Origin of the sequence: Micromonospora sp. NPDC049081 (genome assembly GCF_040648835.1) — a bacterium.
GTDB classification, from domain to species: domain Bacteria; phylum Actinomycetota; class Actinomycetes; order Mycobacteriales; family Micromonosporaceae; genus Micromonospora; species Micromonospora antibiotica.
The window spans coordinates 1-20,962 of record NZ_JBEZEK010000019.1 but is presented as its reverse complement, the minus strand read 5'-3'; the positions used below and the strand labels follow the sequence as shown (position 1 = coordinate 20,962).

Sequence of the window (20,962 nt, the reverse complement as noted above, 5' to 3'; positions counted from 1 at the left end):
CAGCGCGTCGGAGAATGGTCAGACGAGCAATTCGTCCTCAGCTGCAGCCAGCGCCCCTGTCCTGAGCCGGGTCGCTCTCGCATGGCGACTCCCGTCGCGCCCTGAGCAGCAGAGCACTACGGAAGGGCGGGACGGGCCTCCCCCGAGGGGCCCGTCCCGCCCGTAAGCCGCGTCGACGCAACCGGTCACCCGGTCAGCTCGGCTCCCCCGACAGCGAGGTCCGCCGCTGCGACGCCATGACCAGGGAGTAGACGTGCTCGCGGAGTTCACCGAAGAGCGGGGTCTGCTTGGTGGCGATCTGGTCGCGGGGTCGGTCGAGGGTGACCGGCAGGTCCGCCACGACCACGGAGGGGCCCTGGGACAGCACGACCACCCGGTCGGACAGGTACACCGCCTCGTCGATGTCGTGGGTCACGAACAGCACCGTCGTGCCGGTTTCCGCCCAGACCTTGAGCAGCAGGTCCTCCAGGCTGGCCCGGGTCTGGGCGTCGACCGAGGCGAACGGCTCGTCCATGATCAGCATTTCCGGTCGTACGGCGAGCCCCCGGGCGATGGCGACCCGCTGCTGCATCCCGCCGGAGAGTTGCCACGGGTGCAACCCGGCGGCGTGGGCCAGGCCCACCATCTCCAGCGACTCCTGCACCCGCTGCCGGATCTCGGCGCGGGGCAGGCCCCGGTCGCGCAGCGGGAGGGCGACGTTCTTCTCGACGGTCAACCAGGGGAACAGCGATCGGCTGTAGTCCTGGAAGACGACCGCCACCCCGTCGCGGGGGCCGGACATGCGTTCCCCCCGGAACATGACCGCGCCGCCGGAGATGGGCAGCAGCCCGGCGATGCACATCATCAGGGTGGTCTTGCCGCAGCCGGAGGGCCCCACCACCGACACGAACTGGCCGGCGTGGACGGCGAACTCGATGCTGCGTACGGCGGGCACGTCGCCCTTGCGGGACCGGTAGGACTTGCTCAACTGCTGCACGTCGAGCACGGCGGTGTCGAGGGCGGCGCCGGGCTGCTGCGGTCGGGTCGTCACGGGGTTCATCCGTAGCTCCTACGTGGTGTCGGTCAGTGGCTTTCCGCGCTGTCGGGGCGCACGTTGCGGTGCCACCGCAGCAGCACCCGCTCGACCAGGGCGAAGATGGCGTTGAAGAGGATGCCCAGCAGCGCCAGCAGGACGATCGCCGACCACAGTTGCGGGAACTGGAACAGCCGTTGCTGGCTCACGATGTAGAACCCGAGGCCGGCGGTGGCGGCGTACAGCTCGGAGATCACCATCAGGACCAGCGCGATCCCGATGCTGATCCGCATCCCCGCGAAGATCGCCGGGCTGGCGCCGGGCAGCAGGACCCGCAGGAAGTAGCGACGCCGGGTCAGTCGCAGGCTCCGGGCGGCGGTGACCACCGTACGGTCGATGCCCCGGACGCCGTCGTAGGTGTTGATCAGGATCGGCCAGAGGCAGCCCAGCGCGATGAGGAAGATGTTCATCCCGCTGGTGATGCCGAACAGCACGATGGCGATGGGCAGCAGAGCGGTGACCGGCACGGACATGCCCAGCCGGATCAGCGGGTTGAAGAACGCGCCGGCGGGCCGCCACACCCCGATCAGGATGCCGGCGCCGACACCGAGCACCGTCGCCGCGCCGTAGCCCAGGCCGAGTCGGGCCAGGCTCGGCAGGACGTCGGCCCGGAACTGGGAACTGAGGAACAGCGACGACGGGGACGCGGACAGCCAGGTGTCGACGAACGCTCCGAAGATCTGCGACACCGGCGGTACGAACAGGGAGCCCACCATCCGGGCGGCGACCTCCCACACCACCAGCAGCAGGGCGAGCAGCCACAGCGACCGTACCCCGCGTCCCACCGCCAGTGCCGACGTGGCAATCGGCCGGCTCAGTGCCTGCCCGCTCATCGCCCACCCTCCCGTTGTGCCTGGCCCCACGGGACCACCAGGCGTTCGACCAGGTTGAAGCCGTAGTAGAGGCCCATTCCGAGCAGGCCGACGAGCAGGATCCCCGCGTAGACGAAGTCGGGTCGCTGCGCCTGCTGGTACGTGGTGATCACCGTTCCGACGCCGTTGGTGGCGCCGAGCAGTTCGGCGGAGAGCACCACGATGAGCGCCGTCGAGCTGGCGACCCGCAGCCCGGTGGCGATGGCCGGGGCAGCCGACGGCAGCACCACCCGGGTCAGCAGGCGGGTACGCGTCCAGCCCATGCTCCGCCCCGTCGCCAGCATCAGCGGTTCGGTGTCGCGGACGCCGTACATCGAGTTGAGCAGGATCGGCCAGAAGATCGCGTAGATCGCCAGCGACACCTTCATCTGGGTGCCCAGGCCGAACATCAGGATGGCGATCGGCAGGAACGCCGAGGAGGGGATCGACCGGCCGGCGTGCACCACCGAGGACGACGGCCGGTAGAGGGCGGAGAAGTAGCCCAGCAGCAGCCCCAGCGGAATGCCGACGGCGCTGGCGACGAGCATGGCGAGCAGCCACGCCCACAGGGTCTGCACCACCTCGGTCAGGAACGTCGCGTCGACGAGCAGTTCGCCGGCCCGTTGCAGGGTGTCCGCCGGGTAGGGCAGGGAGTCCACCGAGACCGTCCCGGTCCGGACCACCAGGTCCCACAGCACGAACATGGTCACCACGCCCGCCACTCCCAGCACCCAGTCGGGTGTGGGGCCCCACCGGCGGGCCGCGACGGGCCCGCCGGTGGGTCGGGCGTCCGCCTCGACCTGATCAATCACGTGGACGTCCGACGCCATGTCACGTCCTCTCCCCTCATGGTGGCCCGCCTACCGCGACGACAGGACAGGTCAGGACCGCGCGAAGTCGGTGACGAAGGGCCCCAGGTCGGGCTTCTTCTGGAGCATCTTCAGGTCGACCATCTGCTGGGCCATCCGGTCCAGCGCGGCGACGTCGACGGCGGCTTCGAGGGCGTTCTGCGGTTGTGCGGCGAGGGTCTCCGCCGGCACCTTCTGGCATTCGGAGAGCAACTTGAACGCCTCGTCTTTGTTAGCCGGGTCGTTGAGCTGCTGGGCGGTCTCGGTGATCGCCTCGTGGAAGCGTTTGGCGGCGTCGCCCTTGCCGACGAAGCTCTTGGCGGCGACGTAGGTCGCGATGTAGATCTTGTCGCTGCTGGCGAAGGGGTCGGCCAGGCTGCGTACGTTGTCGTTGTTGTTGCCCAGCAGCGAGTAGCCGAGTTGCGCGGCGTCGACCCGTCCACTGAGCACGGCGGGGATCTGCTCGGTGAAGGGCAGTGCCACGAAGCTGACGCTGTCCGGCTCGACCCCGTTGGCCTTCAGCCAGCTGGCGGTCACGATCTGGTTGATGCCGTTGATCTCGTTGACGGCGATCTTCTTGCCGGCGAGGTCGGCGGCGGCCTTGATCGGGGAGTCCTTGCCGACGAAGACGCCCTGCGCGGGCTTGGCCGGCGGCAGCGCGTTGACGTTCACCCCGGACACCATCTGGATCGGGAAGCCGGTGTTGTAGGCGTTGATCGCGGTGTAGCCGTTGACGTAGCCGAAGTCGGCTGCCCCGGACAGCACTGCGGCGACCGCCGCCGAGCCACCCCCGGAGCGGACCAGTTCGACGTCGAGGCGGTGCTTGCTGTAGACGCCCTTCCCGATCGCCCAGGTGTTCCAGATTTCGCAGCCGAACGTCGTGACGGAGACCTTCGTGGTGCCGTCCGCGTTGTCCGCAGCGCCTTCGGCCCCGCCACAGGCGCTCGTGAAGAGCAGCGCGGCGAGGGCGACCACCGCACCGGTACGTCGTGTGTTCATCGTGATGCTCCTATGTGCTTGGCGCGTGCCCCCGACGTCTCCGCCGCCGATGCCGGTGGCGGGAATGAGGGCGTTCGGTGGATACGAAGGGACGGCTCTGCCGCGACGGATACGACCGCCTGGCTGCTGCGGTGTGGTTCCGACGCGAGCTGCATCGACTTGGTGATGGTGCTGAATGCCTGAACTGCCAGATTGGGAGGATCAATCAGGGCCGCGAGAACCGCAGACGGCGTCACGGCACGGCCGGGCAACGCTGGTCACGGCCGGTTCGGGCGGTCGGGCTGCACCCCAGCAGCACCCTGACGCCTCGCCGACTTGCAGCGAAGGTACGGGGCCCGAAAACCCCTGTCAAGATGCGGAATGTTATCTCGCATTGCGTGAACGTGTCGGGCGCGATACGCCGACGCACAGCACGAACGGGCAGGTCGGCGGGTGGATAACTATCCGTCTCCACCTGTTGACCGGGCCGGCAGCGGCGGCTAGCTTCTCCACCAGATGCCATCGGCCCCCGGGAGTGAACATGAGCGTGGAAGAGCCCATCGCGGCCGTTCCCGCCATCACCCGCGCGCCGATCGGCCACTGGAAGGGACCAGAGTTCCCCGCCATCCGCCCCGGCACCGGCGCGGGCAAGGCACTCGTCCCGTTCTGATCGGCAGCTCCGCGCTCAGGCGTACCCTGCCCAGATCCGGAAAAACCGACCGCGTCGGCCGCTGCTGTCCACACCGTGGCTGAGCTGCCCGTCGTCGGTGACCCCAGCACACCGGAAGCTGCGGCAGCGCGTCGCCCACATCCCGCGACGGCCTTCCCACCGTCCCGGTAGACCCCGGCGCAGGAGTCCGCCGTCCACCCCCGCAAACCCCAGCCGGGCAGGTGGCAGGGTCTCCACACCCCAGCGCGCGGGGGCCAGCCCGGTACGGGGCGGAGTCACAACGACCCGCCGCCGCACTCACCCTCGCGGGAGACTTGAACCCCTGACGCCCACCCTGCCGGAAAGGTGAGCCTGACGACCGATGCCGGACTGTGCCTGAGCCTGCCGTCAGGTACAGCCGGCACTCCCTCAGATGTTGGACCCGTCCGGCGGCAGGCCGGACGGCGGCTGGGGCGATCCGCCCCGGCCGTCGAACTGCGGGCAGGACATCCCCAGGGTGTACGCGGTCATCGACAACGAGCCGTAGGCGTAACCGTCCACGAGAATCTCGGTGTCAGGCGCGTCCGTGGCAGCGGCGAGACCCGCGAGGTACAACGCGGGAATGAAGTGATCAGGCGTCGGCACCGCCCGGCGGAAGTCCCCGTGGGCGTCGAGAGTCGCGTACTCGCCCGGGTCGGTCAGCATCCGGGAGGTGGCGTCCTCGTCGAAGCGCCGCGCCCAGTCGAAACCGTCGTCAGTCAGCGCCCAGTCCATGCCGCCCAGGTTGTGCACCACGTTGCCGCTCGCCACGATCAGCACACCACGCCGGCGCAGTGGAGCGAGCCGGGCACCCAGTTGAAGGTGGTAGTCAAACGACTTGTCCGCGTTGATGCTGAGCTGGACGACAGGAATCGTCGCCTCAGGAAAGGCGTGCGTCAGCACCGACCAGGTGCCATGGTCGATGCCCCAGCTGTCGACGTCGGCCCCGACCCAGGTCGGATGGACGACGTCACTGACCTCCTCGGCCAGTTCGGGCAGCCCCGGAGCCGGGTACTGCACCTCGAACAACTCCCGGGGAAACCCGTAGAAGTCGTGGATGGTCCTCGGCCGGGGCATCGCGGTGACGGCCGTGGCATTGATGTACCAATGAGCACTCACCACCAGGATCGCGCGTGGACGCGGCACCGCAGCGCCGAAGGCTTTCCACGCCGAGGTGTACCGGTTGACCTCGAGAGCGTTCATCGGGTTGCCGTGGCCCAGGAACGCCGCGGGCATCACGACCTCCGGGGCGGGCGGTACGTCTGAAGACACGTGGGCTTCCCTCCGGGGCGGACTTACGGCGCGGGCTGCCGGCCCTGAACCTCACGATAGTGCCACCGCGCGTCAGCTCCGGCCCGAAGCACGCTCCTCGCGGATCGTCGATCGGGTTCCGTCGAGGGCTGCGGATCGAGATACCGTCCCGCAAGCGCGGCTGCCGAGGGAGCCGCAGACGGTCACCTGTCCGGGCCCGGCTCCGACCAGCCTCTCCCCCGAAGTCGACTACCGATCGAAGGCGGTACGCGTGCCTCTTACCAGCCTGGTGGTTGGCGTCGACCCCGGCTGCCCGGTGTCCAGGCGCCCGGCAGGGTGTGCGGTGCGAGGCTGAGGTGAGAGCCCGTCGGACGCCGGGGTGGAAACGAATCAGCGACCCGGTCGATGATCACTCGACCAGGTCGCTGACCTGACACTTCAAGGGTGGAGCCGAGGGGACTCGAACCCCTGACCCCCACACTGCCAGTGTGGTGCGCTACCAGCTGCGCCACGGCCCCTTGCGGTCGTCCCGGTCGCCCGGGCACGGAGAGAACTATACACACGACGCCCGGCATGGTCATCTCACGGGGGTACCCCCCGGACCGGCCCCGGGAGCGCCCGACGGATCAGTTCAACGCCACGTCTGGCGGGAAGTGCGCGACCGCCGCCATCATGCCGCCCTGCCTGCGCAGCACCATCGGCCAGAGGTCGTCCGGACGGTCGACGAAGGCGTCGCCGGGCAGCGCGTCGAGCACGAACCAGGACCCGTCCTCGATCTCCTGCTCCAACTGCCCGGAGCCCCAACCGGAGTAGCCGGCGAAGACCCGGATGCCGCCGATGCTGTCCCGCATCCGCTCCGGGTCGGCCGACAGGTCGACGGTGCCCACCGCGCCGGAGATCGGCTGGAAACCCTTCAACCGCCGCATCGGGTGCCGCATCCGGGCCAGGCAGATCGCCGACTCCGGCTGCACCGGGCCGCCCTCGAAGAGCACCGCCGGGTGGCGGGCGAGGTCGCTCCACTCACCGAGGACGTCCGCGACGGCGACCTCGGTGGCCCGGTTGAGCACCACCCCGAGCGCGCCGTTGGCCTCGTGGGCGACCAACAGCACCACCGTACGATCGAAGTTCGGGTCCTTGAGCGCCGGTGTCGCGACCAGCAGCCGCCCGGTCATCGACTCCACGGCACGACCGCTGATCGCCGGTCCCTCCCCCTGCATCTCGGACATCGTCAGCCGCGCACCGGGTCCGACAACCGGGCACCACCGACCATCCGTGCTGTCACCGCCATGTCTGGCACCATAGCCTGCACCCGGTGCGGTGGCTAAGGTCTGACCGACAGGTGATCGAAGGCGGTCGAGGGAGGATCGATGGGTCCGACGGCGGACATCGCGGTGATCGGTGGTTCAGGGCTGTACGCGCTGCTCGACGACGCGACAGAACACCAGGTGGAGACCCCGTACGGCGCCCCTTCGGACGTGGTCACGATCGCGTCGGTGGGCGGTCGACCGGTGGCCTTCCTGCCCCGGCACGGGCGTGACCACCGCCACCCACCGCACCTGATCCCGTACCGGGCGAACCTGTGGGCGCTGCGGTCCCTCGGGGTCCGCCAGGTCCTCGCCCCGTGTGCCGTCGGCGGGCTCCGCCCCGAGCTGGGCCCCGGCACCTTCGTGGTGCCCGACCAGCTGATCGACCGCACCAGCGGCCGGGTGCAGACCTACTACGACCAGGGCGCGGTGCACGTCGCGTTCGGTGACCCGTACTGCCCGGTGGGGCGGCGTACCCTGCTCGGCGCGGCGGCCGGGCGGGACGTGCCGGCGGTGGACGGCGGCACGGTGGTGGTGGTCGAGGGGCCCCGCTTCTCCACCCGTGCGGAATCCCGCTGGTACGCCTCGATGGGTGGCACGGTGGTCAACATGACCGGCCACCCGGAGGCCGTGCTCGCCCGCGAACTCGCCCTCTGCTACACCTCCATCGCGCTGGTCACCGACCTGGACGCCGGGGTGGAGGCGGGCGACTCGGTCACCCAGGAGGAGGTCTTCCGGGTCTTCGGGGAGAACACCGACCGGTTGCGGGGCGTACTGCTGGACGCGGTGGCCGCCCTGCCCGCCGACCGCGACTGCCCCTGCGGGCACGCGCTGGACGGCATCAGCACCCCGTTCCCCCTCCCCTGAGCCGTTCCCGCACCCCCGCGACCGCACCCCCACCGCGCCCACCGCGCCGCCACCGCTTCCCGCGACCGCACCGCAACCGCGTCCCCACCACGCCCCCACCACGCCGTGCCGCCACCCCGGCCGGCCGGGCGCCCGCCGAGGCGACGACGCGCTGCCCCGGTGGCTGTGCCGCCACCATGGCGGCACAGCCACCGGGGCGATAGCCGGCAAAGCACCCGAACCACCGCCTGCCACCCGATAGATTCGGCAGGTCGGCGGCGGACCATCGGCCCCGGCAGCAGCGGCACCGGGCCGGGGACACGGAGGCGGGGGCGATGGCGACCGTCCGGGAGACCACCTACGACCTGCTCCGGGCCCTCGACCTGACCACGGTCTTCGGCAACCCCGGCTCGACCGAGGAGCCGTTCCTCCAGGACTTCCCGGCCGACTTCCACTACGTGCACGCCCTGCACGAGGCGTCGGCGGTGGCGATGGCCGACGGGTACGCCCAGGCCACCGGCCGACCGGCGCACGTCAACCTGCACACCGCCCCGGGCACCGGCAACGCCATGGGCAATCTCGTCACCGCGTGGCACAACCGGACCCCGCTGATCGTCACCGCCGGACAGCAGAGCCGGGAGATGCTGCTGCTGGAGCCCCGGCTGGCCAGCCGACGCCCCACCGAACTGCCCCAGCCGTACGTGAAGTGGAGCCACGAGCCGACGCGGGCGCAGGACGTACCGGCGGCGTTCATGCGGGCGTACGCCACGGCGGCCCAACCCCCGGCCGGCCCGGTCTACCTCTCCCTGCCGCTGGACGACTGGCAGCAGCCGGCGGACCCGCCGCCGCCGGTGCGCACGGTGGCCACCCGGTTCGCCCCCGACCCGCGTCGGCTGCGGGAGTTCGCCGCGTTGCTGGCGGCCAGCCGCAACCCGGTGTTGGTGCTCGGCGCGGCGGTGGACCGGGCCGCCGGCTGGCCGGTGGCGGTGGCGGTGGCGGAGCGGCTCGCCGCGCCGGTCTGGTCCGCGCCGGCACCGGAGCGGGCCGCCTTCCCGGAGCACCACCCGCACTACCAGGGGGTGCTGCCGTACGCGATCGCCCCGCTGGCCGAGAAACTCACCGGGCACGACGTGGTGCTGGTGGTCGGTGCGCCGGTGTTCCGCTACTACCCGCACCTGCCCGGTGACCACCTGCCGCCCGGGGCGCGGCTGCTGCACGTCACCGACGACGCGGACGAGGCGGCCCGCGCCCCCGTCGGCGACAGCCTGCTCGGTGACGCCGGGCTGACCCTGGCCGCGCTGCTGGACCTGCTGCCGGCGGCCGACCGTCCCCCGCCCGCGCCCCGCCCGGCCCCGTCACCACCACAATTCGGTGACCCGCCCGACGCGGACGCGCTCTTCGCCGCCCTGGCCGCCTGCTGGCCCACGGACGGGGTACTGGTGCAGGAGTCACCGTCCAACCTGGCGGCGCTGCGACGCCGGCTCCCGGTGACCCGCCCGGCGTCGTACTTCACCATGGCCAGCGGCGGGCTCGGCTACGGGTTGCCGGCCGCCGTCGGCATCGCCCTCGCCGAACGGGACACCGGGCGGGGCCGGCCGGTGGTCGCGGTGATCGGGGACGGCTCCTTCCACTACTCGGTGCAGGCACTGTGGACCGCCGCGCGACTACGGCTGCCGGTGGTCGTGCTGGTCCCGGTGAACCAGCAGTACGCGATCCTCAAGGCGTTCGCCGAGTTGAAGTCCACTCCCGGCGTGCCCGGGCTGGACCTGCCGGGCCTGGACCTCACCGCCATCGCCCGCGGTTACGGCTGCGCCACCCGCGTCATCGACGCCCTGCCCGACCTCGCGCCCGCCCTGACCGAAGCCCTCCACGCCGACACCCCCACCCTCCTGTCCACCCCGATCGACCCCACCCCTCCCAAACTCCTCTAACCCCCCACCCTCCCACCCACCCCGCCCGACCCCGCTCCCGCCCGTGTTGATCAAGAGGTTTGCGTCATTTTTGGAGATCAACTTGACCCAAACCTCTTGATCAACCCAGCTGGGTGGGGGTGGACGGGGAGGGGGTGGGGTTGGGTGGGTCAGGGGGTGAGGGTGAGGGGGCGGCCGGTTGCCACGTCGAGGACCGGGCGGGTGCCGAGGGGGGTCGTCAAGGTCACGGTGACCGGTTTGAGTACCGCGAGGTCGACGCACTCCCCGGTGCCCTGGAGCACTCCACCGCCGACCACCACCACGTCGTCGCTCTCCCACACCAGGGCGGTGGGCCCGGTGTCGCAGGCGCCCATGCTCACCGTGTACGTCAACCGGGCGTGATCGACGCGTTGGAGTCGATCGGCGCTGGCCACGCCGCCCGGAAGGGGCCGGGTCGGGGCAGCCGGCTCGGGCACGGCGCCGACCGCCCGGGCCGCTACCGCGAGGCGGGCCACCGGGGCGGTCAACTCGGCCACGGTGAACAGCCAGGCTGGCACGGCGGCGACGCCCCGACTGGTGCGTACCTCGGCCTCGCCGAGCGTCACGCCGGTGACGGTGAGTGGGATGCACGCTGTGGCCGCCTGCGTGGAGACCGAATCGTCCGGCCTGGTGCCGGCCGTCGGGGCGGCGGCCCGGGGCACCCGGGGCCGCCCGTCGCACGGTGGCGGGTCCCCCTGGTCCAGTTGCCGGTACGCCTCGGCCGCGCTGATCAGCGGGACGGTCAGTGCGCCGTCCGGGAAGCGGATCGCCGCGTCGGCGGGCACCTCGGTCGGCATCGGGATCTGGTCGCGGTACCAACCGGAACGGAAGGCCATCTCGGTGTCGGCGGTGAAGCCGGGTTGCCCGGTGAGCACCGTGGCGTCCTGCAACGGCAGGTATCCACTCGACCAGTCGGACCCGGGCCGCCACGCCCCCGCGACCTCGGCGGCCCGCTCGTCGAACGCCTCCCGGTGCCGCCCCGGATCACCCCCGACCGCCCCACCGGCCCCACCCGGCACCGACCCACCCGGCACCGACCCTACCGGCGCACACCCGCCCACCACCGCCACCACGAGCCCCCACCCCACCACAACAAGTCGCCGCATACCCCTGTGACGCTCCACCCCCTCCCCCGGTTCCCACCCTCCCCCTCCCGCCCCCCGCCCCGCCCCCGTTGATCAAGAGGTTTGGGTCAAGTTGATCTCCAAAAATGACGCAAACTTCTTGATCAACGCGACCGAGACGGGGCGGAGGGAGAGCGCGGGACGCGCGGGGAGCGCGGGAGGGGGAGGGGAGAGGGCCGGGTGGGAAGAGAGAGATGCGCCCCGGTCCTGGGGACCGGGGCGCATCGTGTGGTGGAGGTGCCGGGAATCGAACCCGGGTCCTTCGCCGGTTTGTCAGGGCTTCTCCGAGCGCAGCTCGCTATGCCTCTACTCGGCCCCACCGCTCACGCGAGCAAGTTGGTGTGACGGGCCCAGTCGCTGATTGATCTCGCCGCACGGACCCCGCGACCGGGTCCGGTTGGCCAGCCTCCTAACTGATGCCGGCTAACTGGGACGAAGGCGTTCCCAGGCCGACAGACTCACTACTCGCCTCAGGCGGCGAGAGCGAAGTCAGCGCGATTTTGCTTGGCGCTTATAAGTTTCCGACGACCGATTCTCGAGACGACGTCGGCTTCCTCGGCTCGCTTCCCCTGTCGCTGCGTACGAAGTCGAAACCAGTCACCCCCTCGACGGGCCACCGATGTGGCGGCACTGTCCAGACTAACGCCTACCGCAACGGGTTTCATCCCGAGGCCCGGCCCGGCGTGCCGAGCCGGGCAAACAGGATGAATCAGTCGTCCATTCCCTTGCCGCGCCGACCCGACACCCGGGCGATCTCCCGGTCGGCGTCCCGCTTGGCGAGGTCCTGCCGCTTGTCGTACGACTTCTTGCCCTTGGCGAGGGCGATCTCGACCTTGGCCCAGCCGTCGGAGAAGTAGACCTGCAACGGGACCATGGTCAGGCCACCCTCACGGGTCTTGCCGATCAACTTGTCGATCTCCAACCGCTTGAGCAGCAGCTTGCGGGTACGCCGGGGCTCGTGGTTGGTCCAGGTGCCCTGGGTGTACTCCGGGATGTGCATGCCGTGCAGGAACAGCTCGCCGTCGCGTTCCTGGGCGAAGGCGTCGACCAGCGAGGCCCGCCCGGCGCGCAGCGACTTGACCTCGGTGCCGGTCAGCGCCATGCCCGCCTCGTACGTGTCGAGGATGGCGTAGTCGTGGCGGGCCTTCTTGTTGGAGGCGACGACCTTGCGGCCCTTTTCCCGTGGCATCCGGCGCACCCCCTTTCCGTTGACGCTCACCGACCGACCGGCCGGTGAGCGGGAATCATGCTACCCGAATGACAAGGGCCCTCCCGCGCCGTTTCTTCCCGGCGCGGGAGGGCCCGCATGTCGACCCCTGCGGTGACTAGACCCGCAGGTAGAAGCGGAGCGTGACCCAGGCGGTGGCGGCGCTGATCAGGCCACCGACGCCGGCCATCAGCGGGAACATCAGGAAGATGTCCGACCACTGGATCGGCGAGAGCAGCCCTTCGAGCGCCTTCAACGAACCGCTGAACAGCAGCTGTTTGGCGCCGATCAGCGCGATCAGGCCCAGCAGCGAGCCGATCAGGCCGGCGACCACCGCCTCCAGCACGAACGGCGCCTGGATGAACCAGTTCGACGCACCGACCAGCTTCATGACCGCGACCTCACGCCGCTTGCTGTACGCGGCCACCTGGATGGTGTTCGCCACCAGCAGCAACGCGGCGATGGCCATCACCACCGCGGCGGCCAGCGCGATGTTCTGGATGGCGGTGAGCACGTTGAAGATCTTGTCCAGCAGCCGGCTCTGGTCGACGATCACGTCGACACCCTCGGTGCCCTGGTACTGGTCGTAGATGTTCTTGTACTGCTCCGGGTTGACCAGCTTCAGCCGGAACGACTCGGGGAGCAGGTCGGGCTTCACGACGTTCACCAGGTCGGGCGCGTCCTGGTACATCTCCTTGAACGTCTTGTACGCCTCGTCCTTGTTGACGTAGAGGACCTCCTTGACCAGGGGGTCGCCCTTCAACTTGGCGTCGAGGTCGGTGCGCTGCTGCTCGGTGACGTCGGTCTTCAGGAAGATCGAGACTTCGACGTTCTTGTAGTAGAGGTCCTTCATGTCGCCGACCTGTTTGTACATCAGGCCGCTGGCGCCGAGCATGGTCAGCGAGACCGCCATCGTGATGATCATCGCGATCGTCATCGTGACGTTGCGCCACAGTCCGACCAGTACCTCGGACAGGACGTACTTTATCCGCATCGGGTGTTCCTCCGGCTCTCCGGCGTGAGGTGTTCGTCGTCAGGTCGTACGGCAGGGGTGGAGCGCCGGCTCACCCGTAGACGCCGCGGGCCTGGTCGCGCACGATGCGGCCACTCTCGATCTCGACGACGCGACGGCGCATCTGGTTCACGATGTTGGAGTCGTGCGTGACCATCACGACGGTCGTACCGGTGCGGTTGATCCGGTCCAGCAAACGCATGATCTCGATCGAGGTGTCCGGGTCCAGGTTTCCGGTCGGCTCGTCCGCCAGCAGGATCAGCGGACGGTTCACGAACGCCCTGGCGACCGCGACCCGCTGCTGCTCACCGCCGGAGAGTTCGTGCGGGTACCGGTGCTCCTTGCCACCGAGCCCGACCAACTCCAGCACCTCGGGCACGACCCGGCGGGCCACCGCCTTGGTCTTGCCGATCACCTCCAGGGCGAACGCCACGTTCTCGTAGGCGGTGCGGTTCGGCAGCAGCCGGAAGTCCTGGAAGACGCAGCCGATGGAACGCCGGAAGTGGGGTCGCTTCCAGGACCGCATCGAGGTGACGTCCTTGCCGTTGACGACGACCCGGCCCTTGTTGGGGGCGACCTCGTGCAGCAGCATCTTGATGATCGTGGACTTGCCGGAGCCTGATGGCCCGATGAAGAAGACGAACTCGCCCTTCTCGATCGAGACGGACACGTTGTCGAGCGAAGGCCGGGACGCCTTCGGGTACGTCTTCGTCACTTGCTCAAGCTGAATCACGGGTCGTGAGTCTACGCGGTGTAACCGCAGAGCCAAGTGGCACGCCCCGCCGAAGCGGGGCGCGTCATCGATTCGCCCGGTCAACCCGGAATCGACGACGCGCCCCGTTCACGATCGATCACGCAGCGTCGTTGGCGAGCTGCTGCTGCTTGCGCCAGCGGATACCCGCCTCGATGAAGCTGTCCAACTCCCCGTCGAAGACCGACGACGGATTGCCGGTCTCCTGCTCGGTTCGGAGATCCTTCACCATCTGATAGGGGTGCAGCACGTACGAGCGCATCTGGTCGCCCCAGGTGGGGGCGTGGCCGGACTTCAGGCCGGCCAGCTTCGCCTCCTCCTCCTGCCGCTTGCGCTCCAGCAGCCGGGACTGGAGCACCCGCATCGCGGAGGCCTTGTTCTGGAGCTGGGACTTCTCGTTCTGGCAGGTCACCACGATGCCGGTGGGGATGTGGGTCAACCGCACCGCCGAGTCGGTGGTGTTGACGCTCTGCCCACCCGGCCCGGACGACCGGTAGACGTCCACCCGGATCTCGTTCTCCGGGATGTCGATGTGGTCGGTCTGCTCGGTGACCGGCAGCACCTCGACCCCGGCGAAGCTGGTCTGCCGGCGGCCCTGGTTGTCGAACGGGCTGATCCGGACCAGCCGGTGGGTGCCCGACTCGACGCTGAGCGTGCCGTAGGCGTACGGCACCTTGACGGTGAACGTGGCGGACTTCAGGCCGGCCTCTTCCGCGTACGAGGTCTCGTAGACCTCCGTCGGGTAGCCGTGCCGCTCCGCCCACCGCAGGTACATCCGCAGCAGCATCTCGGCGAAGTCGGCCGCGTCCACCCCACCGGCGCCCGCCCGGATGGCGACCAGCGCCTCCCGGGAGTCGTACTCGCCGGAGAGCAGGGTGCGGACCTCCATCTCCTGGATGGCCTTGGTCAGCGTGGCGATCTCCGACTCGACCTCGCCCAACACCCCGGAGTCGGACTCGTCCTCGGCCAACTCCAGCAGCACCCGCGCGTCGTCGAGCCCGGACCGCAGGCTGCCCAGCTTGCTGATCTCGCCGTTGACGTACGACAACTGCGAGGTCACCTGCTGCGCCTTGGCCTGGTCGTCCCAGAGATCCGGCGCGGACGCCTGCTCCTCCAGCCGGGCCTTCTCCTCCCGCAGGCGGTCGAGGTCGAGCACCGCCTCGATGTTGCGCAGGGTCGCGTCGAGTTCCTTGAGCTGTTCGGCGTAATCGGCAGCGGTCACGACAGACAAGGGTACTGTGCGTGCGGCGGTCCGCTCACGTCACACCACCTACCAGGGCCGATGATCAGCCGACCGGGGCGGTCTTGAGCCAGGACAGCGCCGCCTTGTGGTAGGCGACGGCGAACTCCAGCGCGCTGGCGTCGTACTCGTCGCCCTCCTTCTTGGCGGTCTTGACCTGCTCCCGGACGTACGCGAGGGCCTCGGTGTGGTATTCGTTGGCCGAGGTGTAGAGGTTCTTGAGCTGGCTGGCCGAGTGCAGGTTGCCGAACGCGATCCGCAGGGCGATCGGGTTGCGGATGGTGTCCCGACCGGGATTCTCCGCCAGCCATCGGGAGAAGGTCCGCTTCCCCGCCGCCGTGATCGCGTAGGGTTGACTCATCCGCGGCCCGGGCTTGCCCAGCCGCACGAAACCACGCTCCGCCAGGACCGGCAACTCACGGTAGACCTGACTGCGTGTCATCGACCAGTACGGCGCCAGTCGGCGCTCAGCGGCGGCCATCAGCTGGCCGCCTGTCATCGGGCCCTCATGCAACAACCCCAGCAGGGCCGCCGCAGTGGGGTTGACTCCGGAATCCGCCATGCCCTCTAAGCTGCCACTTTGCCGTCCCGGCGTCCAGGATTTCCGGATTTGCCACCCGGGAGGATTTCCAATGTGCACTGTCGGCGGACGACAGTGCTCCCAGGACCGCCCCCGACCGCCCACTGGCCCACGCCATCGGCGGTGACCTGGGGTGCACCGACCGTGGTGGCCGGCGTGTGGCCGTCCCGCGCCGCCCGCGCCCGGGGCGACCCCGACCGGCGGCGGCCGGATCACCCGCCACCGCCGGTCGTCGCCGGTTCACCCCATGTGCGGGTACGTGTGGTCGGTCGGCGCCACGAACGTCTCCTTGATCGTCCGGGGCGACATCCAGCGCACCAGGTTGTGCCACGACCCGGCCTTGTCGTTGGTGCCGCTGGCCCGGGCCCCGCCGAAGGGCTGCTGCCCGACCACCGCCCCGGTCGGCTTGTCGTTGATGTAGAAGTTGCCGGCCGCGTACCGCATCTTCTCGGCCACCGCGTCGACCACCCGGCGGTCGGTGGCGAAGATCGACCCGGTCAGGGCGTACGGGGCGATGGACTCGGCCTGGGTGACCACGTCGTCGAAGTTGGCGTCGTCGAAGACGTGCACGCCGAGGATCGGCCCGAAGTATTCGGTGGTGAACGTCTCGTGGGCCAGGTCGGTGCACTCGAACAGCGTCGGCCGGACGAACCACCCGACCGAGTCGTCGGCGGTGCCCCCGGCCAGCACCCGGCAGCTGTCGTCCCCGGCGATCAGGTCCAGCGCGGCGGTGTGCCTGGCGAACGCGCGGGCGTCGATCACCGCGCCGCCGAAGTTGGCGAAGTCGGTCACGTCGCCGTAGGTCAACGCGTCGGCGGTGGCGGCCAGCCGGTCCCGCAGCCCAGCGGACCACAGCGACCGGGGGACGTACGCCCGCGAGGCGGCCGAGCACTTCTGGCCCTGGTACTCGTAGGCGCCCCGGATCAGCGCGGTGTGCAGGGCGTCGACGTCGGCGCTGGGGTGCGCGACGACGAAGTCCTTGCCGCCGGTCTCCCCGACCAGCCGGGGGTAGCCCCGGTAGGCGGCGATGTTCTCGCCGACCGTGCGCCACAACTGCTGGAAGACCCTGGTGGAGCCGGTGAAGTGGATGCCGGCCAGGTCCGGGTCGGCGAGCACCACGTCGGAGACCTCCTCGCCCCGCCCGGTGACCATGTTGATCACGCCGGGGGGCAGGCCGGCCGCCTCGAACAGCCGCATGGTGAAGTGCGCCGCGAACTGCTGGGTGGGGCCCGGCTTCCAGACCACGGTGTTGCCGAGCAGGGCCGGCGCGGACGGCAGGTTGCCGGCGATCGCGGTGAAGTTGAACGGGGTCACCGCGTAGACGAAGCCCTCCAGCGGGCGGTGGTCGAACCGGTTCCACACCCCCGGCGACGAGTTCGGCTGCGCCGCCAGCAACTCCCGGGCGAAGTGCACGTTGAACCGGAGGAAGTCGATGAACTCGCAGGCCGCGTCGATCTCCGCCTGCACGGCGGTCTTGGACTGGCCGAGCATGGTGGCCGCGTTGAGGGTGTCCCGCCACGGGCCGGCCAGCAGCTCGGCGGCGCGCAGGAAGACCGCGGCCCGCTCCTCGAACGGCAACGCCCGCCACATCGGCGCGGCGTCCTTGGCGGCCCGTACGGCGGCGCGGGCGTCGTCGTGGATGGCGTGACCGGTGACCCCGAGCACGTGCGCGTGCCGGTGCGGCTGCACCACGTCGATCGGGTCGCCACCGGCCATCCGCTGCTCACCGGCGATGGTCATCGGCAGGTCGATCCGCTCGGCGGCCAGCTCGGTCAGCCGCCGTTGCAGCCGCTCCCGGTCGGCGCTGCCCGGCTCGTAGGTGCGTACCGGCTCGTTGTGCGGCTCGGGTACGGAGAACACGGCGTCCATCACAGCTCCTGGGCGATCTCGACAGCGGCGGCGAAATCGGCCCCGCGGGCACCGACCGGACGGTCGGACACCGGACACCGCGCGGCGTGCCTGGCGCGGTGGCGGGACCTCCGGGGATTCTCCCACGCCGACCCCGACGGAACCACGCCCCGCCCGCCCCGCACCGATGATCGCGAGGCCACGACACCTTCAGGGCGACGATTCGCATCAAACAGCCTCCGTCGATCAGCAGAAAGACAGGGCGGTCCGACGGCGGCGGCACCGGGAGGGCAGCAGCGCCGGACACCGGACCGGGCCCGGCCGGGCGGACCGGCGCGGGCCCGGCCGGCCGGACCGGCGCGGGCCGGCGGCGCTACGGGCAGACCGCAGCCGCACCGCCCGTGCCACCCGCCCCCTCCGGCTGCCCGGCCGGGCGTGGGGACGGTCCGCGCCCAGCCAGGGACCGCACCGTCAGCCCGCGTACCCTGGTTCGAGCGATCAGAGGCCCTCCCGGTGCCGGGGTGGCGCGGTGTCGAAGGGGAGACGATGAGCAAGCAGCCCGGCAGCTCCACGGCGGCGTCCGCACGGACGGTCGACACCGGGCAGGGCGGCGGGGAGACCCACACCGCACCGGCGGGGTACGCCCCGGGTACGCCCCTGCTGGCGGTGCTCGCGCTCGGGTGGCTGGCCGCGATGCTGTGGTCCACCCGGGAAGCGATCCACTCGGCGGCGGTCGGCCTCACCGCGATCACCCTCTCCGCCTTCGCCCTACCCGGGGTGATCTCCGCCGCGCTGGTCGCCGGGACGGCCGTCGCGCTGGCCGCGAGCGAACTGGCCGCCCGCCGGCTCGGCGACCGCGCCGCACTGCGCTTCGCGGCGGCGCTCGGGGCCGGCATGCTGGTCGGGCTGGGCACCGCCCTGGCCGTCAACCTGACCTACGCCGACAACGCCACCACCAACACCATCGCCGGCACCAGCGCGGCGGCGGCCATCATCGGCGGGGCGATCGCCGGGGCGCGTACCCCGGCACCGGTCGGCGCGGTGGTCGCCGCCGCCCTCGGCACCCTGCTCTTCGTCGTGCTGTTCAGCCAGGCCCGCGACCCGCTGTTCGACCTGTTCGGTGCGGACGACTCGCAGGCGTCCCTGGTCGGTGCCGCGAAGTGGGTCTCCCGCACCGAGTCGCTGCTCGGCGGACTGCTGGCCGGGCTGCTCGCCTTCGGCTACCTCAGCTGGGCCCGCCGCCGGGCCGTCCGCCGCGCCCCCGACGCCCCTGCTCCACGCTGGCCCGCCTACCTGCTCGCCGGAGCCGGTCCGGGTCTGCTCCTGCTGCTCACCGAGGTGATCATCCGGATCGGCGGCCGGACCCTGCTGGACCTGGCCGGCGCGCTCAGCGAGGCGGACGCGGTGGCCCAGACCAGCATGGGCACCTCCCGGATCGACAACGGCATCTGGGTGCTCTTCGTGGGCGCGTTGACCTCGGTGATTCTCTTCGGCCGCACCCTCGGCCCGACCCACCGCGACGACGACCCCGAGACCGTCGAGGACTGACCCGGGTCAGGAGGCGGTACGCAGCAGCAACTCCCACTCGGAGGGGGCGTACCACTCCAACTCGTGGTCCTCGGCCCCGTCGACGGTGAACTGGGCGTCCGGGTCACCGGCGAGCGCTTCGTGCACCACGTCGACGGCGGCGGTGACGTCCTCGACCGCTTCGTCCCCGTCCACGTGCAGCGCGGCCACGGCCGACGCCGGCACCGGCCCGTCCAGCTCCACCACGCTGGAGCCCAGCTCGCCGTCACCCCGGCCGACGGCGGCACCGGGCAGGTCGACCGAGACCACCACCCGCCGTCGGGGTGCGGCCGGGTCCTCCCGCAACAGTTGCAGGGCGTCCTGGGCGGCCCGGGTGAAGGCGACGTACTCCAGCTCCTCCTCGTCGCCCTCGGCGTACCACTCGCGCAGGGTGGGGGTGACCGCGTGCCCGTCGCTGACCGGCAGTCCCCGCTCGCGCAGCAGGGCCAGCATCGGCACGGTCGCCGGCACGTACACCCGGACCAGCTCGTCGCCCGCCATCGTCTCCCCCGCTCGTTGCCGTGCCGGCTGTTTCGCCGCGTCCCCCGGGACCGTGGCCGCACCGCCCGCCCGAACGCCGATCATGCCGTACGGGCGGTACGGGCGCGGACCCGACGGCCGAGACCGTCATACACCGCACAGCGCTGCGGTGGAAGACGCCGCACCGGGCGGACGGTCCGGTGCTGGGCGGGGAAGGCTGTCGGTGGCAAACTGATCCGAACGACGTCAAGCCGAGGGGTTTCCGTGGAGCCGAGGTTTCTCCTGCTCTCCGACGTGGCCGCCGAGCTGAACGTCTCAGATTCGCAGGTCTATCACATGGTACGCAGCGGCGAACTGCCCGCCATCAAGATCGGCGGGCGGGGTCAGTGGCGGGTGGAGCGCGCCCGGCTGGAGGAGTACATCCAGCTCAAGTACGCCGAGACCGCCGAGTGGGTACGAGGCAACCCGCTCACCGACCGCGACCCGGAGTGATCGCCCCGTCCCCCTGAGCCATTGACCCTGGGCGTTGCCGTGGTCGACAATCGACGCTGTCGGAAGCAAACGAAGGCAAACGCAGGGATTGAGGGTGCAGCGATGGCCGACTCCCGCCGTCCGGGGCCGACCCGACCACCGATCCGGTTGCGCCCCGCCCCCATCGCCGACCCGCCCTACGTCGACGAGGTGCCGGATCTGTGGCCCCGACCGCCCGGCCAGCTCGCCCTCGACCTGTTCGGCACCGGGCAACCGCCCGTCGGTCGCCCGGCCGGCCGACGGCCCGACCCCCGACCCCACCCCGGACATCCGGCCACCCCGGCACTGCCCCCGCCCGCCACCGCCACCCCCGAGGCGACCCGTGCGGCCCACCGGTTCGTCGGCACCTGCCTGGAAATCCTCAACGGTTACCGGCCGCCCGGCCAGATCCGGACACTGGTCGAGCCGGGGCACACCGCCGAGGTGAGCGAACAACTCGCCCGCGCCGCGTCGCGTACCCCGCCGGTGCGTCGGCGCTCCACCCGTCCCGCCGTCCACCTGCGCCGGCTGCGGGTGTTCGAACCGCACGCGGCAGCCGTCGAGGTGGCCGTGGTGGTCGCCGCAGCTGGTCGGACCTGGGCGATGGCGCTCCGCCTGGAACACCGCCGAGGCAGCTGGCTCTGCACCACCCTCCAGGTCATCTGACCCCCACCCCACCCACCCCAGACCCCCACCCCCTCCCCCGCAGTCCCCACAGCCAGTCCGCCGTGTTGATCAAGAGGTTTAGGTCATTCCTGGAGAGGCGGTTTCTAGGCTTCAGTGCAACTGATCTTGGGTTGGGTTGGAGGTCCTGGTGGCGAAGCCGGGTGTGTTGACGTTCGGGCATCGGCAGGTGT

At 70.7% G+C, this 20,962-nt stretch carries 20 protein-coding genes, 1 tRNA gene and 1 other RNA gene; 6 read left to right on the top strand and 16 right to left on the bottom strand.

Translation table 11 applies throughout. The features are described from left to right. Positions 1-193: 193 nt before the first annotated feature. From AB0B63_RS23800 to AB0B63_RS23785, 4 genes are read right to left on the bottom strand one after another with little or no spacing between them, the layout of a single operon-like run. On the bottom strand, positions 194-1,039 hold the full coding sequence (locus tag AB0B63_RS23800; RefSeq protein WP_208569666.1) for an ABC transporter ATP-binding protein: 846 nt from the start codon (positions 1,037-1,039) through the stop codon (positions 194-196). A gap of 23 nt (positions 1,040-1,062) precedes the next feature. Continuing rightward, positions 1,063-1,905, bottom strand: coding sequence for an ABC transporter permease (locus AB0B63_RS23795; protein WP_357022309.1), 843 nt, complete (start codon positions 1,903-1,905; stop codon positions 1,063-1,065). Beyond that, positions 1,902-2,753, bottom strand: coding sequence for an ABC transporter permease (locus AB0B63_RS23790; RefSeq protein WP_357022306.1), 852 nt, complete (start codon positions 2,751-2,753; stop codon positions 1,902-1,904). The genes AB0B63_RS23795 and AB0B63_RS23790 overlap by 4 nt, the downstream gene beginning before the upstream one ends. 51 nt (positions 2,754-2,804) lie before the next feature. Next, positions 2,805-3,770 (bottom strand): ABC transporter substrate-binding protein, encoded by a 966-nt coding sequence (locus AB0B63_RS23785; RefSeq protein ID WP_357022303.1) that lies wholly within the window; start codon positions 3,768-3,770, stop codon positions 2,805-2,807. 520 nt (positions 3,771-4,290) lie between these two features. Here AB0B63_RS23785 and AB0B63_RS23780 point away from each other — a divergent pair. Then, entirely contained in the window at positions 4,291-4,419 is a 129-nt protein-coding gene (locus AB0B63_RS23780) for a hypothetical protein (protein ID WP_357022300.1), read from the top strand. A 408-nt stretch (positions 4,420-4,827) separates the two neighbouring features. Here the strand turns inward: AB0B63_RS23780 and ygiD are convergent, their stop codons facing one another. From ygiD to AB0B63_RS23765, 3 genes are all read right to left on the bottom strand, one after another. Further along, positions 4,828-5,709, bottom strand: coding sequence for a 4,5-DOPA dioxygenase extradiol (ygiD, locus tag AB0B63_RS23775; RefSeq protein ID WP_357022297.1), 882 nt, complete (start codon positions 5,707-5,709; stop codon positions 4,828-4,830). A gap of 424 nt (positions 5,710-6,133) precedes the next feature. Next, positions 6,134-6,206: transfer RNA gene (locus AB0B63_RS23770), tRNA-Ala, on the bottom strand. A gap of 108 nt (positions 6,207-6,314) precedes the next feature. Then, complete coding sequence (locus tag AB0B63_RS23765; RefSeq protein WP_208569670.1) at positions 6,315-6,905, bottom strand: YqgE/AlgH family protein; 591 nt, start codon at positions 6,903-6,905, stop codon at positions 6,315-6,317. A 150-nt stretch (positions 6,906-7,055) separates the two neighbouring features. Here AB0B63_RS23765 and AB0B63_RS23760 point away from each other — a divergent pair, with 150 nt between their 5' ends. Both AB0B63_RS23760 and mdlC read left to right on the top strand, forming a co-directional pair. After that, positions 7,056-7,859 carry an S-methyl-5'-thioadenosine phosphorylase gene (locus tag AB0B63_RS23760; protein ID WP_208569671.1) on the top strand — a complete coding sequence of 268 codons (804 nt, stop codon included), beginning with the start codon at positions 7,056-7,058 and terminating at the stop codon, positions 7,857-7,859. A 314-nt stretch (positions 7,860-8,173) separates the two neighbouring features. Further along, positions 8,174-9,769: a benzoylformate decarboxylase gene (mdlC, locus tag AB0B63_RS23755; RefSeq protein WP_357022292.1), complete on the top strand. Its 1,596-nt coding sequence runs from the start codon at positions 8,174-8,176 to the stop codon at positions 9,767-9,769. 149 nt (positions 9,770-9,918) lie between these two features. Here mdlC and AB0B63_RS23750 read toward each other — a convergent pair whose 3' ends face one another. The 8 genes from AB0B63_RS23750 to pruA all read right to left on the bottom strand — a co-directional run bounded on the left by AB0B63_RS23750 (position 9,919) and on the right by pruA (position 17,570). Beyond that, positions 9,919-10,893 (bottom strand): hypothetical protein, encoded by a 975-nt coding sequence (locus tag AB0B63_RS23750; protein WP_357022289.1) that lies wholly within the window; start codon positions 10,891-10,893, stop codon positions 9,919-9,921. A gap of 247 nt (positions 10,894-11,140) precedes the next feature. Beyond that, positions 11,141-11,516, bottom strand: a transfer-messenger RNA (tmRNA) gene (gene ssrA, locus AB0B63_RS23745). Between the two features lie 104 nt (positions 11,517-11,620). Beyond that, complete coding sequence (smpB, locus tag AB0B63_RS23740) at positions 11,621-12,100, bottom strand: SsrA-binding protein SmpB (protein WP_208570348.1); 480 nt, start codon at positions 12,098-12,100, stop codon at positions 11,621-11,623. Positions 12,101-12,236: 136 nt separating this feature from the next. Continuing rightward, positions 12,237-13,112: a permease-like cell division protein FtsX gene (gene ftsX / locus AB0B63_RS23735; RefSeq protein WP_208570347.1), complete on the bottom strand. Its 876-nt coding sequence runs from the start codon at positions 13,110-13,112 to the stop codon at positions 12,237-12,239. A gap of 70 nt (positions 13,113-13,182) precedes the next feature. Further along, the gene (gene ftsE / locus AB0B63_RS23730; protein WP_030331491.1) at positions 13,183-13,863 is read right to left on the bottom strand and encodes a cell division ATP-binding protein FtsE; all 681 of its coding nucleotides are present in this window, start codon (positions 13,861-13,863) and stop codon (positions 13,183-13,185) included. Between the two features lie 118 nt (positions 13,864-13,981). Next, positions 13,982-15,103, bottom strand: coding sequence for a peptide chain release factor 2 (prfB, locus tag AB0B63_RS23725; protein WP_357022284.1), 1,122 nt, complete (start codon positions 15,101-15,103; stop codon positions 13,982-13,984). 64 nt (positions 15,104-15,167) lie between these two features. Next, positions 15,168-15,683: a PadR family transcriptional regulator gene (locus AB0B63_RS23720; protein ID WP_145918036.1), complete on the bottom strand. Its 516-nt coding sequence runs from the start codon at positions 15,681-15,683 to the stop codon at positions 15,168-15,170. Positions 15,684-15,941: 258 nt separating this feature from the next. Further along, on the bottom strand, positions 15,942-17,570 hold the full coding sequence (gene pruA, locus AB0B63_RS23715) for an L-glutamate gamma-semialdehyde dehydrogenase (protein WP_357022280.1): 1,629 nt from the start codon (positions 17,568-17,570) through the stop codon (positions 15,942-15,944). A gap of 525 nt (positions 17,571-18,095) precedes the next feature. Here pruA and AB0B63_RS23710 point away from each other — a divergent pair. After that, positions 18,096-19,097 carry a hypothetical protein gene (locus tag AB0B63_RS23710; protein WP_357022277.1) on the top strand — a complete coding sequence of 334 codons (1,002 nt, stop codon included), beginning with the start codon at positions 18,096-18,098 and terminating at the stop codon, positions 19,095-19,097. Positions 19,098-19,103: 6 nt separating this feature from the next. Here the strand turns inward: AB0B63_RS23710 and AB0B63_RS23705 are convergent, their stop codons facing one another. Then, positions 19,104-19,616 carry a hypothetical protein gene (locus tag AB0B63_RS23705; RefSeq protein ID WP_208570343.1) on the bottom strand — a complete coding sequence of 171 codons (513 nt, stop codon included), beginning with the start codon at positions 19,614-19,616 and terminating at the stop codon, positions 19,104-19,106. Between the two features lie 243 nt (positions 19,617-19,859). Between AB0B63_RS23705 and AB0B63_RS23700 the strand changes: the two genes are divergently transcribed. Both AB0B63_RS23700 and AB0B63_RS23695 read left to right on the top strand, forming a co-directional pair. Continuing rightward, positions 19,860-20,087 (top strand): helix-turn-helix domain-containing protein, encoded by a 228-nt coding sequence (locus AB0B63_RS23700; protein ID WP_067306191.1) that lies wholly within the window; start codon positions 19,860-19,862, stop codon positions 20,085-20,087. A 102-nt stretch (positions 20,088-20,189) separates the two neighbouring features. Beyond that, positions 20,190-20,771: an Rv3235 family protein gene (locus tag AB0B63_RS23695; RefSeq protein ID WP_357022273.1), complete on the top strand. Its 582-nt coding sequence runs from the start codon at positions 20,190-20,192 to the stop codon at positions 20,769-20,771. The last annotated feature ends 191 nt before the right edge of the window (positions 20,772-20,962 follow it).

Excerpts from the sequence above, each read along its gene's own strand:
- ftsX (WP_208570347.1), bottom strand. The coding sequence starts at position 13,112 with ATGCGGATAAAGTACGTCCTGTCCGAGGTACTGGTCGGACTGTGGCGC.
- AB0B63_RS23705 (WP_208570343.1), bottom strand. The coding sequence starts at position 19,616 with ATGGCGGGCGACGAGCTGGTCCGGGTGTACGTGCCGGCGACCGTGCCG.
- AB0B63_RS23720 (WP_145918036.1), bottom strand. The coding sequence starts at position 15,683 with ATGGCGGATTCCGGAGTCAACCCCACTGCGGCGGCCCTGCTGGGGTTG.
- AB0B63_RS23765 (WP_208569670.1), bottom strand. The coding sequence starts at position 6,905 with ATGCAGGGGGAGGGACCGGCGATCAGCGGTCGTGCCGTGGAGTCGATG.
- AB0B63_RS23760 (WP_208569671.1), top strand. The coding sequence starts at position 7,056 with ATGGGTCCGACGGCGGACATCGCGGTGATCGGTGGTTCAGGGCTGTAC.
- AB0B63_RS23750 (WP_357022289.1), bottom strand. The coding sequence starts at position 10,893 with ATGCGGCGACTTGTTGTGGTGGGGTGGGGGCTCGTGGTGGCGGTGGTG.
- smpB (WP_208570348.1), bottom strand. The coding sequence starts at position 12,100 with ATGCCACGGGAAAAGGGCCGCAAGGTCGTCGCCTCCAACAAGAAGGCC.
- AB0B63_RS23795 (WP_357022309.1), bottom strand. The coding sequence starts at position 1,905 with ATGAGCGGGCAGGCACTGAGCCGGCCGATTGCCACGTCGGCACTGGCG.
- AB0B63_RS23800 (WP_208569666.1), bottom strand. The coding sequence starts at position 1,039 with ATGAACCCCGTGACGACCCGACCGCAGCAGCCCGGCGCCGCCCTCGAC.
- AB0B63_RS23780 (WP_357022300.1), top strand. The coding sequence starts at position 4,291 with ATGAGCGTGGAAGAGCCCATCGCGGCCGTTCCCGCCATCACCCGCGCG.
- mdlC (WP_357022292.1), top strand. The coding sequence starts at position 8,174 with ATGGCGACCGTCCGGGAGACCACCTACGACCTGCTCCGGGCCCTCGAC.
- AB0B63_RS23785 (WP_357022303.1), bottom strand. The coding sequence starts at position 3,770 with ATGAACACACGACGTACCGGTGCGGTGGTCGCCCTCGCCGCGCTGCTC.
- AB0B63_RS23695 (WP_357022273.1), top strand. The coding sequence starts at position 20,190 with ATGGCCGACTCCCGCCGTCCGGGGCCGACCCGACCACCGATCCGGTTG.
- AB0B63_RS23790 (WP_357022306.1), bottom strand. The coding sequence starts at position 2,753 with ATGGCGTCGGACGTCCACGTGATTGATCAGGTCGAGGCGGACGCCCGA.
- pruA (WP_357022280.1), bottom strand. The coding sequence starts at position 17,570 with ATGGACGCCGTGTTCTCCGTACCCGAGCCGCACAACGAGCCGGTACGC.
- AB0B63_RS23710 (WP_357022277.1), top strand. The coding sequence starts at position 18,096 with ATGAGCAAGCAGCCCGGCAGCTCCACGGCGGCGTCCGCACGGACGGTC.